Genomic DNA, 14,863 nt, shown 5'->3' with positions numbered 1-14,863 from the left:
TACTTCTAACCATTTGACGGACGAAGATGAACGACAAACCTGAAACTGCCGTCCGCCCCGACGCCGGCAGTGCGACCAAGGCTTCCGATACGTCGGAAGAGGGATCAAGTCCGAGTACCGTTACCCCTGGTGTTGCCAACACCGGCAGCGTCGCCAGTGAGCCGTCGCCTGCCGGGCCTTCCCTGTTCAACCGCGTTCTGGGCCTGTTCAGGCAACGCAACGGAACCAGCCTGCGCGAGGAGATCGCCGGCGCGCTCGCCGAGACGACGAGCGATGTCGAATCCTTCTCGCCGGGCGAACGCGCCATGCTCAACAACATCCTGCGGCTGCGCGAGGTGCGCGTCGAGGACGTCATGGTGCCGCGCGCCGACATCGAGGCGGTCGAGATCGCGACCACGCTTGGCGATCTGCTTGGCATGTTCGAACAGTCCGGCCATTCCCGCATGCCGGTCTATGCCGAGACGCTCGACGACCCTCGCGGCATGGTCCACATCCGCGACGTGCTGGCCCATATCACCAAGATTGCGCGCGTCAGGAAGGGCCGGGCGACCAGGAAGACACCCGTGGCCACGGTTCTCGACCTCACCCAGGTCGATCTCTCGCGCACCATAGGCGAACTGAACCTGATCCGGCCGGTGCTGTTCGTGCCCCCGTCCATGCTGGCCTCCGATCTGATGGGCCGCATGCAGACGACGCGCACGCAGATGGCGCTGGTCATCGACGAGTATGGCGGCACCGACGGGCTTGTCTCGCTCGAGGACATCGTCGAGATGGTGGTCGGCGACATCGAAGACGAGCACGACGACGACGAGCCGATGATCACTCAGACCGGTGAAGGCGTGTTCATCGTCGACGGCAAGGCCGAGATCGACGAGGTTGCCAAGATGATCGGCGGGGATTTCGCCGCCGGCGAACATGGCGAGTATGTCGACACTATCGGCGGCATGATCTTCAACACGCTTGGCCGGGTGCCGGCGCGCGGCGAGGTGGTGCAGGCCATCCCTGGCTTCGAGTTCCATGTGCTTGACGCCGATCCGCGCCGCGTCAAGCGCGTGCGCATCGTGCAGAACCAGAAGGGCGAACGCCGCCGCCGCGCCGCGGCGCGCACCGAGCAGGCTTAAGCGCCTGCGGATGACCGAAGACCCCTTCAAGCACGCCGCCTTGGGATCCGGCGTGTTCTACAGGGATCCGCGGGCCGCGCTGGATTGGCTGGAGACAGCTTTCGGCTTCGAACGCAGCATGGTGGTCAGCGATACCGACGGCAAGCTCGTCCATTCCGAGATGCGGTTCGGCGACTGTTACATCATCGTCGATTCCGAATGGAGCGACTATGTCGCCAGCCCGGCCTCGGTCTCGGGCAAGAACACGCAGTCGGTCTATGTCAGGCTGAAAGACGGCATTGATGCACATTGCGAGCAGGCGCGGACGGCGGGTGCCGGTATAATCCAGGAGCCGGCGGACCAGTTCTACGGCGAGCGCCAGTATCGGGCGCGCGATCCCGAGGGCCATGTCTGGACCTTCACGCAGACCATCCGCTCGGTTCCGCTGGAAGAGGCCGAACGGCTCGGCGACGTGCGCATAGAAGGGTGGCACCGCTAAAGCAATTCCAGGAAACGTGTGTACGGTTTTGCGTCCGGAATTGCGTGATGGCCCCAGCAGCGGTGAGTGGGTTTCACGGCAGACCACCCGAAGTTTGGAGCGCAGGCCGCGGCCTGATAAATCTGCTGCCGTGATTCGCACGACTCGGAACCATGCATGAACCGCCTGGCCGGCCGGATAATTCTGTTTTGGGGTTGGCGGCGTGCGCTCGTGGCGTTCCTCGCGGGCGCCCTGGCGGTGCTTGGCCAGGCGCCGTATGATTTCTTTGCCGCTTGTTTCATTTCGTTTCCGCTGCTGGTCTGGCTGCTCGACGGGGCGACCGGTGAGGCCTCGGGCAGCCTGTTTGCGCGGCTGCGGCCGGCCTTTGCCGTCGGCTGGTGGTTCGGCTTCGGCTATTTCCTCGCCGGTCTGTGGTGGATCGGCTCGGCGCTGCTTGTAGAGGCCGACAGTTTCGCCTGGGCGCTGCCCTTCGCGGTGGTCGGCATCCCCTTTGCATTGGCCTTCTTCTATGGCTTTGCGGCCATGGTCGCCCGGCTCCTGTGGAGCAACGACATCGGCCGCATCGCGGCGCTGGCCGCCGCCTTTGGGCTGGCCGAATGGCTTCGCGGCTTCCTGTTCACCGGCTTTCCCTGGAATGCGATCGGCTACGCGGCGATGCCGGTGCCCCTGCTGATGCAGAGCGTCTCGGTCACCGGCATGGTCGGCATGAACGTGCTCGCCGTGTTCGTCTTCTCGCTGCCGGCGCTGCTGGCGGCGCGCACCCATCTTCGTCTTGGCGTCGCGCTGCTTGTCGTGCTCGTCGCCGCTCATGCCGGCTTCGGCTATCACAGGCTCAACGCTCCGGCCGCGCCTGCGGCCCGCACCATCGATGTGCGCATCGTCCAGCCCGCCGTCGACCTCTCGGAAAAGTGGGACGCCTCGGTACGCGACCGCATCTTCGCCACCCTGATAGGCCTGTCGGCCAAGGCGCCGGACCCCGGCCATGAAAAGCCGAAACTGATCCTGTGGCCCGAAACCTCGGTCCCGTTCCTCCTCACCGAGCGGCCGGACGCTTTGACCGCACTGGGCGACATGCTGGACGCCGGCCAGATGCTGATCGCCGGCGTCGTGCGCGAGGAAGGCGGTCCGGCGGCCGGTGCCGGCAGCCGCTACTACAACTCCGTGGTGGCGATCAACGACAGGGGCGAAATCGCTGACGCCGTCGACAAGGTCCATCTGGTGCCGTTCGGCGAATACCTGCCTTTCGCCGACCTGCTCGACCGTTTCGACATCGAACAACTGGTCGCTGGCCCGGTGACCTTCACGGCAGGCAATGAGCGGCATGCGATCACGCTGCCGGACGGCGTCCGCGCCTTGCCCTTCATCTGTTACGAAGTGATCTTTCCCGAACTGGTGGCGGTTGACGCAACGTCAGCGCAGCTTATTGTCAACGTTACCAACGATGCGTGGTTCGGCGATACGCCGGGTCCTTATCAGCATTTCAGGCAGGCTCAGATTCGCGCAGTGGAGAACGGGTTGCCCTTGTTGCGTGCGGCCAACAACGGCATCTCGGCGGTTGTCGACCCACGCGGGCGCATCATCGATGCGCTGGCCATCGACGCGCGCGGGGCCATCGACGTCCGTGTGCCAATCTCGCGGCAAGCGGTCGTGTCCGCCAGCCAGCTGCGCATTAACGGAATGCTGATCATGTTGCTGTTTGCCCTGGCTGCCGTCCTGTTCAATGTAAGGCAAAGGCTACGGGTGAATTGACAGTCGACACATTAGAAACTCATACTGTAACGCCTGAAAATTTCTCGAAGTCGGTGGATCGTTCTGTTGGGGCAGTCGCCTCCGGCTTTGTTTGGGTAGGAAAAAAATCACAAAGCCGAAAAAATTCGGCGAGGAAAAAATGACAGAAGATAACAAGAAGAAACCGAATCCGATCGACATCCATGTTGGAAGTCGCATCCGGCTTCGCCGCAATATGTTGGGAATGAGCCAGGAAAAACTGGGCGAGAACCTCGGCATCACATTTCAGCAGATACAGAAATATGAAAAGGGCACCAACCGTGTCGGCGCAAGCCGCCTGCAGGCGATAGCATCCATACTCGGCGTGCCTGTCGCCTTCTTTTTCGAGGATGCGCCGGGCCAGGAGAGCCCGGCCGGCCGCGGATTCGCGGAGGATGCTTCGATGGCTTTCGCCGTGGAATTCTGCGGCAGCCCGGAGGGCCTTCAGCTCAACCGGGCCTTCGTCAAGATCGCCGACGTCAAGGTGCGTCGCAGGATCATAGACCTGGTGAAGTCGCTGGCGTCCGAAGATTCCGACTGATCCGCAACAGGACTCGAACCGGCGGCATTCCGGCCGCTGGTGGTACAAAATATCGACATCGACATTCATGCCAGAAGGGCGGCGCCGCTTGACGAGCGGCGCTTCGCCCCGCTAACACGTGGCGCGCCAAATCGGCAGCCTGCCGATCGTTTTTTCAAGAGGGGACACCCGTGACGCGGCAGAACTACTTCTTTACCTCGGAATCCGTTGCCGAGGGCCATCCCGACAAAGTCTGTGACCGGATCTCCGACGAGATCGTCGACCTGGTCTACCGTGAGGCCAAGAAGACGGGCATGGACCCGTGGAAAGTCCGCGTCGCCTGCGAGACGCTGGCGACCACCAACCGCGTCGTCATCGCCGGCGAGGTGCGCGTTCCCGAGACGCTGCTGAAGAAGGACAAGGAAGGCAACATCCTCAGGGATGCCGCCGGCCATCCGATCGTCAACCCGGCGAAGTTCAAGTCGGTCGCCCGCAAGGCGATCCGCGAGATCGGCTATGAGCAGGCCGGCTTCCACTGGAAAAAGGCCAAGATCGACGTTCTGCTACATGGCCAGTCGCCCGACATCGGCCAAGGCGTCGACAATGCCTCCGACCGCCAGGGCGAGGAGGGTGCCGGCGACCAGGGCATCATGTTTGGCTATGCCTGCCGCGAGACTCCGGACCTGATGCCGGCGCCGATCTACTACAGCCACAAGATCCTCGAACTTCTGGCCGCCGCCCGCCACCAGAACAACGGCGATGCCGGCAAGCTCGGGCCGGACGCCAAGAGCCAGGTTACCGTCCGCTATATCGACGGCAAGGCCGCCGAAGCGACGCAGATCGTGCTGTCGACCCAGCACCTCGATGCGAGCTGGGATTCCAAGAAGGTGCGCAAGGTCGTCGAGCCCTATATCCGCGAGGCATTGGGTGACCTCAAGATTGCCGACGATTGCATGTGGTACATCAATCCGACCGGCAAGTTCGTCATCGGCGGGCCTGATGGCGACGCCGGGCTGACCGGCCGCAAGATCATCGTCGACACCTATGGCGGCGCCGCACCCCATGGCGGCGGCGCCTTCTCGGGCAAGGACACCACCAAGGTCGACCGTTCGGCCGCTTATGCGGCGCGCTACCTGGCCAAGAACGTCGTGGCGGCGAAGCTCGCGGACCGCTGCACCATCCAGCTTTCCTACGCCATCGGCGTCGCCCAGCCGCTGTCGGTCTATGTCGACCTGCACGGCACCGGCAAGGTCGACGAGGCAAGGCTCGAGGAGGCGCTGCGCAGCGTGATGGACCTGTCGCCGTCCGGCATCCGCCGCCACCTCGACCTCAACAAGCCGATCTACGCCAAGACCTCGTCCTACGGTCATTTCGGCCGCAAGGCCGGCCGCGATGGGTCCTTTTCCTGGGAAAAGACCGATCTCGCCAAGGCACTCAAGGATGCTGTCGCTGCCTGAGGGCGGCGACAGGACCTGATCAGCCGATGAGTTCCGGGGGCAGGCCAAGCCGCGCGACAGAAGCCTTCTTCGGCCGTCGGCGCGGCAAGCCGGTTCGCCCGCAGCAGGCGGCGGCCCTGGAAAGCGGCCTCGACACCTATCGGCTCGATCTGACGACCGAGACGCCGTCGGATCTGCGGGCTCTGTTCGAAGCCGATGTTTCCGCCTTTCGCCTCGAAATCGGCTTTGGCGGCGGCGAGCATCTCCTGCATCGCGCGACCGAAGCGCCGATGACCGGCTTTATCGGCGTCGAGCCCTTCGTCAACGGCATGGCCAAGATGATGATGGCGGTGCGGGAAAAGCCGCTGGCCAACCTCAGGGTCTACGACGACGACGCCACGCGGCTGCTCGACTGGCTGCCGCAGGCCTCGCTCGATGGCATCGACCTGCTCTATCCCGATCCGTGGCCGAAGAAGAAGCACTGGAAGCGCCGTTTCGTCAGCCCGGTCAATCTCGAGCGTTTCGCACGCGTTGTGAAGCGTGGCGGCGAATTCCGTTTCACTTCCGACATCGACACCTATGTGAACTGGACCCTGTTGCATTGCCGCGCGCATGGCGGTTTCGCCTGGCAGGCTTCAGAGGCCGCCGACTGGCATCGCCCCTACGATGGCTGGCCAGGCACCCGCTACGAGGCGAAAGCCGTCCGCGAGGGCAGGCGGCCGGCCTATCTTACCTTCATCAGGACCTAGGCATCGGGATTTGGGCGCCCCTCGTGTGTGGGCGATCTTCAATTGTTGCGGGGACACAGAACTCGAATGTCGCCCGTTGGCCGGAGTTCAGAAACGGCTGATCTTGTCGAAAGCCGTCGGATCCATGCCGAGCCTGCGCAGATCGTGGGCGCGCGGCTTGCGGCCGGCTTCCACCGCCCGCGACGCGGCTACGGCGCTGCCGAATGTGGTGAAGAGATCGCCTATGGCGGAAAAAACCTTGCGGCTGTTCATTGTCATGTCCTTTCGCGTGCGGTGACGCGCTATCGCTATCGTTTTGTGCAATGCAACGTAGATAGGAGCGCGGCTTGAGAACCAACAAGGGCCGTTGCCGCATGGATGGCATGCACCTGGCGCAAGCCCAATGCACCGGACATGCGCGCAGTTGGGACGGCGGGCTTGAAACACCGTGCCGGATCGTTTATATCAGCCTCAAATTCTTGGTCGGTATGACGAAGAGTGGGTCCACCCGGTCCCGCTCTTTTTTATTACCTGCCGACGGCTAGAGAATGATCGACAGGAATCGAATGACGTCAACGGCAAGCGAGAGCGACGATCGCATCATCCGCGAAAGCGGCATCGATGCGCGCATCGCGCTGATCATCCAGCCGGTGCTGCGCGGCATCGGCTTTCGCCTTGTACGCGTGCATCTGTCCGGTCAGAACGGGCTGACGCTGCAGATCATGGCTGAGCGCGAGGACGGCACCATGACCGTCGAGGATTGCGAAGAGGTGAGCCGTGCGGTGTCGCCGGCGCTCGACGTCGACGATCCCATCGAGAAGGCGTATCATCTCGAAGTCTCATCGCCCGGCATTGACCGGCCGCTGGTGCGCAAATCGGATTTCGTGACCTGGACCGGTCATCTGGTGAAGATGGAAACATCGGTCGTTGTCGCGGATCGCAAGCGCTTCAAGGGCAAGATCGCCGAAGCCGGTGAGAACGATGTGCTGATCGAGCGCGACAAGGCGGCCTACGGTGAGGAGCCGACAGTGCGCGTGCCCTACGACGCCATTGCCGAAGCCCGGCTGATCCTGACCGACGACCTCATCCGTGATGCGTTGTCGAAGGACAACAGGGCGCGCAAGGAAGCCAAGAAACGCCGCGGCGAACCGGACGACGACGTACCGGAGGGTACGGAATCGGGCGCTACGGAAGAACACGAACAGGAAAGTTGATTGAGCTGCCAGGCCCCAGGGCCGGCAAACAGGCTCGGGAGAAAAAACATGGTTGTAAGCGCCAACAGACTTGAACTGCTGCAGATTGCCGACGCGGTCGCGCGCGAAAAGTCGATCGACAAGTCGATCGTCATCGCCGCCATGGCCGATGCGATCCAGAAGGCGGCACGCTCGCGTTATGGCCAGGAGACCAACATCCGCGCCGACATCAACCCCAACACCGGTGAGATGAAGCTGCAGCGACTGATGGAAGTGGTCGAGAAGGTCGACGACTACGCCACGCAGATTGCCATTTCCTCGGCGCGCGAGCGCAATCCCGACGCCCAGCTCGGCGACTTCATCGCCGAACAGCTGCCGCCGATGGATTTCGGCCGTATCGCCGCCCAGTCGGCCAAGCAGGTCATCGTGCAGAAGGTGCGCGAGGCCGAGCGCGACCGCCAGTATGATGAATACAAGGACCGCATCGGCGAGATCGTCAACGGAACCGTCAAGCGCGTCGAATACGGCAATGTCATCGTCGATCTCGGCCGTGGCGAAGCGATCATCCGCCGCGATGAGCTGATCCCGCGCGAAAACTACAAATATGGCGATCGCGTCCGCGCCTATGTCTACGACGTGCGCCGTGAGCAGCGCGGCCCGCAGATCTTCCTGTCGCGCACCCATCCGCAGTTCATGGCCAAGCTCTTCACCATGGAAGTGCCGGAAATCTATGACGGCATCATCGAGATCAAGTCGGTCGCCCGCGATCCCGGTTCGCGCGCCAAGATCGCCGTCATCTCGCGCGACAGCTCGATCGATCCGGTCGGCGCCTGCGTCGGCATGCGCGGCAGCCGCGTCCAGGCGGTCGTCGCCGAATTGCAGGGCGAGAAGATCGACATCATTCCGTGGTCCCCCTCGGCCGCATCCTTCATCGTCAACGCGCTGCAGCCGGCGGAAGTCGCCAAGGTCGTGCTCGACGAGGACGCCGAGCGCATCGAAGTGGTGGTGCCGGACGACCAGCTCTCGCTGGCCATCGGCCGCCGCGGCCAGAATGTGCGCCTCGCTTCGCAGCTCACCGGCTGGGATATCGACATCCTGACCGAGGCCGAGGAATCCGAGCGCCGCCAGAAGGAATTCGTCGAGCGCTCGGCGCTGTTCATGGAAGCTCTCGACGTCGACGAGATGGTCGGCCAGGTGCTTGCCTCCGAAGGCTTCACCAGCGTCGAGGAAGTCGCCTATGTCGATGCCGGCGAAATCGCCTCGATCGACGGCTTCGATGAGGATACCGCCTCGGAGATTCAGACCCGGGCCCGCGAATATCTGGAGAAGATCGAAGCCGAGCACGACGAAAAGCGCAGGGCGCTGGGCGTCAAGGACGAGCTGCGCGAAATCCCGGGCATCACCACCGCCATGATGGTGACGCTTGGCGAGGACGGCGTGAAGACGATCGAGGATTTCGCCGGCTATGCCGCCGACGACCTCACCGGCTGGAAGGAACGCAAGGACGGCGAGACCAAGGTGTATCCGGGCGTGCTGGCCGATCATGGCGTTTCGCGCGCCGATGCCGAGCAGATGGTGCTCGCGGCCCGTCTCAAGGCCGGCTGGATTTCCGAAGACGAGCTTGCAGCCGAAGAAGCGCCGGCTGACGAAGCCGTTGGTGCGTGAGGTGAAACCGCATCGCACAGAACCCGCCCTTGGACGAGATGAACGATCGCACCTGCATCGTCACCCGCAAGCAGGCCGAACCGGATGAACTGATCCGGTTTGTCATCGGCCCGGATTCGGCCGTCGTTCCGGATCTCAAGAGAAATCTGCCCGGCCGTGGTTGCTGGGTGAGCGCCGACCGCCTACATATCGACAAGGCGGCGGCGAAGAACCTCTTCGCCCGCGCCTTCAAGGCACAGGTGGTCGTGCCGCCCGACCTCGGCGGCATGGTCGATGGGCTGCTTTCCAGATCCGCCCTTGGCATGCTGGGTCTCGCTCGCAAGGCAGGGGCGATCGCGCTGGGCGCCACCAAGGTGGAGAGCGCGGTGCGCGGTGGATTGGCGCTTTTCGTGCTCCACGCGACCGAAGCCTCAGACGATGGTGTGCGCAAGATCAGCCAGGCGCGGCGGGCGACCGTCCATATTGGCGGCCCCTCCATCCTTGCCTACAAACTTTTCTCCGAGGCTGAGTTGAGCTTGGCATTGGGGGGTACAAATGTGATACATGCTGCCGTCCTCGCGGGAGACGCGGGTAAGGCGGTCCAGAAGCGCATGGTTGCGCTCGACCGATATCGGGGCGGTACCCCGGACGATCTGGCAATGCTTGCGGCCGTTGCTGACGAAGATGAGGCCGCAGAGGATATGGAATGAGCGATACGAAATCGGGCGACGACAAGACGTTGAGTGTTACGCCGAAGAAGACCTTGACGCTGAAGCGCCCCGGCATGGAACAGGGCACAGTGCGCCAGAACTTCTCGCACGGCCGCACCAAGTCGGTCGTGGTCGAGACCAAGAAGCGCAAATTCTCGCTGCCCGGCGACAAGCCGGAGCCGGCGGTGGTGGCCCCCGTGTTCACCCCGAAGCCGGCGGTCGCGGCGGCTCCCGTCGTGCAGGAGGCACCCAAGGCACCGCCTCCACCTCCGCCGGCACCGGTCGAGCGTAGCGGCATGGTGTTGAACGAGCTGTCGCGCAGCGAAATGGAAGCGCGCCGCAGGGCGCTCGAAGGCTCCAAGGCGCGCGAGGTCGAGGACCGCCAGCGCGCCGTCGAGGAAGCCAAGCGCCGCGCCGAGGATGAGGAGCGCCGCAAGCGCGAGCGCGAGGAATCCGCACGCCGCCAGGCCGAGGAAGAAGCGCGGTTGCAGGCCGAGGCCGAATCCCGCCGCCGCGCCGAGGAAGAGGCACGCCGCCGCGCGCCCCAGGCCGCCGAACTGGCGACCGCCGACGAGGAAGAAGAGGTCAAGCCGAAGCGGACTGGCGCCGGTGCGCCGGTGCGCCGTCTGGTGACGCCCGAAGTGGCGCGTCCGGCCAAGCCGACCAAGGGCGAGGAAGACCGCCGTCGCGGCAAGCTGACTTTGAACTCCGCGCTTTCCGACGAGGATGCGCGGGCCCGTTCGCTGTCGTCGATGCGCCGCCGCCAGGAAAAGTTCAAGCGCGCGATGCACAATGAGCCGCGCGAGAAGGTTATGCGCGAAGTGATCCTGCCCGAAACCATCACTATCCAGGAACTGGCGCAGCGCATGTCCGAGCGCGCTGTCGATGTGGTCAAGTTCTTCATGAAGCAGGGTCAGATCCTGAAGCCGGGCGACGTCATCGACGCCGACACGGCGGAACTGGTCGCCACCGAATTCGGCCACACGGTCCGCCGCGTCGCCGAGTCCGACATCGAGGAAGGCCTGTTCAACATCGCCGACCGTCCGGAAGACCTGGTGTCGCGGCCGCCTGTCGTGACCATCATGGGCCATGTCGACCACGGCAAGACCTCGCTGCTCGACGCGATCCGCAACGCCAATGTCGTCTCCGGCGAGGCCGGCGGCATCACCCAGCATATCGGCGCCTATCAGGTCGAGAAGAACGGCCAGAAGATCACCTTCATCGACACGCCCGGCCACGCCGCCTTCACGGCCATGCGCGCCCGCGGCGCCCAGGCCACCGACATTGCCATCCTGGTGGTGGCGGCCGACGACAGCGTGATGCCGCAGACGATCGAATCGATCAGCCATGCCAAGGCGGCCGGCGTTCCGATCATCGTGGCGATCAACAAGATCGACAAGCATGACGCCGATCCGCAGAAAGTGCGCTCCGAGCTGTTGCGCCACGAGGTGTTCGTGGAATCGATGGGCGGCGAGGTGCTGGACGTCGAAGTGTCGGCGACCAAGGGCACCAATCTCGACAAGCTGCTCGAAGCGATCCTGCTGCAGGCCGAAATCCTCGACCTCAAGGCCAATCCGGACCGCACCGCCGAGGGCGTCGTCATCGAGGCGCAGCTCGACAAGGGCCGTGGCCCCGTCGCCACCGTGCTGGTGCAGACCGGCACGCTGATGCCGGGCGACATCCTTGTCGCCGGCAATGAATGGGGCCGTGTGCGCGCGCTGGTCGATGATCGTGGCGAACACGTCAAGGAAGCGCCGCCGGCGATGCCGGTCGAGGTGCTGGGCCTCCAGGGCACGCCGCAGGCCGGCGACCGCTTCGCGGTGGTCAACAACGAGGCCCGCGCCCGCGAGATCACCGAATATCGCCAGCGTCTGGCCCGCGAGAAGGCGGTTGCCCGCCATGCCGGCCAGCGCGGTTCGCTCGAACAGATGATGTCGCAGCTGCAGACGAGCGGACTGAAGGAGTTCCCGCTGGTCATCAAGGGCGACGTGCAGGGTTCGATCGAGGCGATCAACGCGGCGCTCGACAAGCTCGGCACCGACGAGGTGCGTGCGCGCATCGTCCATGCCGGCGCCGGCGCCATCACCGAAAGCGACGTGTCGCTGGCGGAGACGTCGGGTGCGGCGATCATCGGTTTCAACGTCCGCGCCAATGTGCAGGCACGCGCCGCCGCCGCGGCCGCGGGCATCGAGATCCGCTACTACTCGATCATCTACAACCTCGTTGATGACGTGAAGGCGGCTCTGTCAGGTATGCTCTCGCCGGAGCGTCGCGAGACCTTCATCGGCAATGCGCAGATCCTCGAGATCTTCGACATCACCAAGGTCGGCAAGATCGCCGGCTGCCGTGTCACCGAAGGCAAGGTCGAGCGTGGCGCGGGCGTGCGCCTGATCCGCGACAACGTCGTCATCCACGAAGGCACGCTGAAGACGCTGAAGCGCTTCAAGGACGAGGTTTCGGAAGTCCCGGGCGGCCAGGAATGCGGCATGGCCTTCCAGAACTACGAGGACATGCGCGTCGGCGACATCATCGAGTGCTTCCGCGTCGAGATGGTAACCCGCACGCTCTGAGTTCGTATGACGTCCGTCATGCCAGGCGGTGGCCGAGAGGCCGCCGCCTGGCTAATATTTGAGACATGAGGCACGGTCCTATCCCGTGCCCCACGCTTTCAGGATCGAGAAAAATGCCCCGTTCGACCACATCAGGCCCATCCCAGCGCATGCTGCGCGTCGGCGAGCAGGTGCGCCATGCGCTGTCTGAAACCTTGCAGCGCGGCGAGATCATCGATCCGCTGGTCGAGAATGCCGTGGTTTCGGTCTCGGAAGTGCGTATGTCGCCCGACCTCAAGATCGCAACCGCCTTCATCTCGCCGCTCGGCGCCACGGACGCCGGCGCGGTGGTCGAGGCGCTCAACAAGCATGCCAAGTTCATCCGCGGCCGTGTCTCCGGCGCGCTGCGGCAGATGAAGTACATGCCCGAGTTTCGCTTCCGGCTCGACACCTCCTTCGATAATTTCGCCAGGATCAACGATCTCTTGAAATCGCCGGAAGTGTCGCGCGATCTGGATGCGGACGACGACGATAAGGACAGCGAATAATGGCGCGCCGCGGCAAGAAGAAGGGCCGGCCGGTCTCGGGCTGGGTGGTGCTGGACAAGCCGGTCGGCATGGGCTCGACCGAGGCCGTCTCCAAGATCAAGTGGCTGTTCCAGGCGGAGAAGGCCGGCCACGCCGGCACACTCGATCCGCTCGCTTCCGGCATGCTGCCGATCGCGCTCGGTGAAGCCACCAAGACCGTGCCCTACGTTCAGGACGGCGCCAAGATCTACCGCTTCACTGTCGCCTGGGGGCAGGAGCGCTCGACCGACGACCTCGAGGGTCCGGTGACGAGGGACTCCGATCGGCGTCCCGCGGAGGCCGAAGTGCGGGCGCTGCTATCGAAATACACCGGCGTCATCATGCAGACGCCGCCGCAATTCTCGGCCATCAAGATCGCGGGCGAACGCGCCTATGATCTCGCCCGCGACGGCGAGACGGTCGATATTCCCGCGCGCGAGATCGAAATCGGCCGCCTCGACATCGTCGAGCAAGGGGCCGATCATACGGTTTTCGAGGTCGAATGCGGCAAGGGCACCTATGTGCGCTCGCTGGCCCGCGATATGGGCCGCGATCTCGGCTGCTTCGGCCATATTTCTGAACTGCGCCGGATCGAGGTCGAGCCGTTCACTGCCGAGGATTTCGTCACCGTCGCCGAACTGGAGGCGGCGCGCTTCGGCGAGCAGGGTCATGGCACACAGGAACCGTCCCCCGATACGATAGAAGCGGCGATCGATTTTGGCGCGATCGATGCACTGCTTGTCGACACCTCGGCAGCACTCGACTGCCTGCCGCAGATCGCCATCAGCGACGATGCGGCGACGAAGATCCGCCTCGGCAACCCCGTCATCATCCGCGGCCGCGACGCGCCGGTGGAGGCCGAAGAAGCCTGCGCGACCGCGCGCGGCAAGCTGGTGGCCATCGGCGCCGTCGAGCAGGGCATGTTCAAGCCCAAACGGGTTTTTGCCGGGTGAGAACCCCTCATCTGATCTCTATGCGATATCTATCCGAGGGACCGCATGGCAAAGGTTGAGGCGATCAAGACACGGGCGCCGTTCAGGACCAGGCGGCCGCCGGTAGGCGCATCTCCCGGCACGCTGATCGCCGATCCCGCGGCGCGACGCTCGGAACTGCGGCTCACCCTGATCTCGCCGCAAAAGTCCAAAACGATCGACAATGCCAGCATCGACGACGTCAATGCCAATTGCGAAAAGTGGCCAGTCATCTGGCTGGACTGCACCGGCCTCGCCAATATCGAGCTGATCGAGGAGATCGGCCGCATCTTCAACCTGCATCCGCTGGCGCTGGAAGACGTCGTCAACACAGGCCAGCGGCCGAAGGTGGATTTCTTCGAAGATCACGCTTTCGTGGTCATGCGGGTGATCGACGACGTCGCCTCGCACCGCTACGAGCAGATCGCCGTCTTCCTTGGCAAGAATTTCGTCGTCACCTTCCAGGAGCGTGAAGGCGATCCGTTCGATCCGGTGCGCAAGCGCATCGAAAGCTCGGCGCCGAACCGGCTGCGCGCCCGTGGCGCCGACTATCTCGCCTATGCGCTGATCGACGCCATCGTCGACAGCTACTTTCCGCCGATCGAGGCGGCCGGCGAACTCGTCGACAGCATCGAGGACCAGATGCTGCACGCGCCGCACAAGCATCAGATGCAGCAGCTTCATGGATTGCGGCACGACGCCAATGTGCTGAAGGGGGTGCTGTGGCCGATGCGCGACGCGCTGGCGACGCTGATCCGCAACGACGTGTCCTATGTGAAGGCTGAAACCAAGGTTTTCCTGAATGATACGCTCGACCACGCGCTGCGGCTGATCGAGTTGGTCGAGAACCAGCGCGACATGCTGACCGGCCTGATCGAGATGCATCTGTCGCTGAGCCAGGCACGCACCAACGAGGTCATCTCCTATCTGACGATCGTGTCGGTCATCTTCATGCCGCTCACGTTTCTGGTCGGCGTCTGGGGCATGAATTTCGATCCGGAGACGTCGCCCTGGAACATGCCGGAGCTGAAGGCCTATTACGGCTATCCCTTGTCGCTGTTGTTCATGGCCGTGGTCGCGATTGGGCTGATTGCCTTCTTCAAATGGAAGAAATGGCTTTGACGGCGATAACTTGCCGTTTTGGCGTGAAAAGCCGGCTTCGTGAATTGGGCTGGTGTTT

Annotated in this window: 14 protein-coding genes; 13 read left to right on the top strand and 1 reads right to left on the bottom strand. The window is 63.8% G+C overall.

All coding sequences use genetic code 11. The annotated features are described in order from the left end of the window. Positions 1-26: 26 nt before the first annotated feature. The 6 genes from LB532_RS15730 to trmB all read left to right on the top strand — a co-directional run bounded on the left by LB532_RS15730 (position 27) and on the right by trmB (position 6,071). Entirely contained in the window at positions 27-1,121 is a 1,095-nt protein-coding gene (locus tag LB532_RS15730; protein WP_140639971.1) for a hemolysin family protein, read from the top strand. Positions 1,122-1,131: 10 nt separating this feature from the next. Then, a complete protein-coding gene (locus LB532_RS15725) occupies positions 1,132-1,599 on the top strand; it encodes a VOC family protein (protein ID WP_140639970.1) in 468 nt (155 codons plus the stop codon). Positions 1,600-1,755: 156 nt separating this feature from the next. Further along, positions 1,756-3,348, top strand: coding sequence for an apolipoprotein N-acyltransferase (gene lnt / locus LB532_RS15720; RefSeq protein WP_140639969.1), 1,593 nt, complete (start codon positions 1,756-1,758; stop codon positions 3,346-3,348). 139 nt (positions 3,349-3,487) lie between these two features. Continuing rightward, positions 3,488-3,907 carry a helix-turn-helix domain-containing protein gene (locus tag LB532_RS15715; protein WP_140496800.1) on the top strand — a complete coding sequence of 140 codons (420 nt, stop codon included), beginning with the start codon at positions 3,488-3,490 and terminating at the stop codon, positions 3,905-3,907. A gap of 170 nt (positions 3,908-4,077) precedes the next feature. Continuing rightward, positions 4,078-5,343, top strand: a complete 1,266-nt coding sequence (gene metK, locus LB532_RS15710; RefSeq protein WP_140639968.1) for a methionine adenosyltransferase — start codon at positions 4,078-4,080, stop codon at positions 5,341-5,343. A gap of 26 nt (positions 5,344-5,369) precedes the next feature. Next, complete coding sequence (gene trmB / locus LB532_RS15705; RefSeq protein ID WP_140639967.1) at positions 5,370-6,071, top strand: tRNA (guanine(46)-N(7))-methyltransferase TrmB; 702 nt, start codon at positions 5,370-5,372, stop codon at positions 6,069-6,071. Positions 6,072-6,158: 87 nt separating this feature from the next. Here trmB and LB532_RS15700 read toward each other — a convergent pair whose 3' ends face one another. After that, on the bottom strand, positions 6,159-6,323 hold the full coding sequence (locus LB532_RS15700) for a hypothetical protein (protein ID WP_140639966.1): 165 nt from the start codon (positions 6,321-6,323) through the stop codon (positions 6,159-6,161). A 293-nt stretch (positions 6,324-6,616) separates the two neighbouring features. Here LB532_RS15700 and rimP point away from each other — a divergent pair, with 293 nt between their 5' ends. The 7 genes from rimP to corA all read left to right on the top strand — a co-directional run bounded on the left by rimP (position 6,617) and on the right by corA (position 14,805). Further along, positions 6,617-7,264 (top strand): ribosome maturation factor RimP, encoded by a 648-nt coding sequence (gene rimP, locus LB532_RS15695; protein ID WP_140639965.1) that lies wholly within the window; start codon positions 6,617-6,619, stop codon positions 7,262-7,264. 48 nt (positions 7,265-7,312) lie between these two features. Beyond that, complete coding sequence (gene nusA, locus LB532_RS15690) at positions 7,313-8,908, top strand: transcription termination factor NusA (protein ID WP_140639964.1); 1,596 nt, start codon at positions 7,313-7,315, stop codon at positions 8,906-8,908. Positions 8,909-8,946: 38 nt separating this feature from the next. Continuing rightward, the gene (locus LB532_RS15685; protein ID WP_140640180.1) at positions 8,947-9,597 is read left to right on the top strand and encodes an RNA-binding protein; all 651 of its coding nucleotides are present in this window, start codon (positions 8,947-8,949) and stop codon (positions 9,595-9,597) included. After that, a complete protein-coding gene (gene infB, locus LB532_RS15680; protein WP_140639963.1) occupies positions 9,594-12,167 on the top strand; it encodes a translation initiation factor IF-2 in 2,574 nt (857 codons plus the stop codon). The genes LB532_RS15685 and infB overlap by 4 nt, the downstream gene beginning before the upstream one ends. 113 nt (positions 12,168-12,280) lie before the next feature. Continuing rightward, entirely contained in the window at positions 12,281-12,694 is a 414-nt protein-coding gene (gene rbfA, locus LB532_RS15675; protein WP_140639962.1) for a 30S ribosome-binding factor RbfA, read from the top strand. Further along, a complete protein-coding gene (gene truB / locus LB532_RS15670; RefSeq protein ID WP_140639961.1) occupies positions 12,694-13,665 on the top strand; it encodes a tRNA pseudouridine(55) synthase TruB in 972 nt (323 codons plus the stop codon). Before rbfA ends, truB begins: the two co-directional genes overlap by 1 nt. Before the next feature lie 45 nt (positions 13,666-13,710). After that, positions 13,711-14,805 carry a magnesium/cobalt transporter CorA gene (gene corA / locus LB532_RS15665; RefSeq protein ID WP_140639960.1) on the top strand — a complete coding sequence of 365 codons (1,095 nt, stop codon included), beginning with the start codon at positions 13,711-13,713 and terminating at the stop codon, positions 14,803-14,805. The last annotated feature ends 58 nt before the right edge of the window (positions 14,806-14,863 follow it).

The sequence above is a fragment of the Mesorhizobium sp. ESP-6-2 genome, assembly GCF_020164675.1.
Lineage (GTDB): Bacteria > Pseudomonadota > Alphaproteobacteria > Rhizobiales > Rhizobiaceae > Mesorhizobium.
Note: the sequence above shows the minus strand (reverse complement) of the source record. Positions and strands in the feature narration are given on the sequence as shown.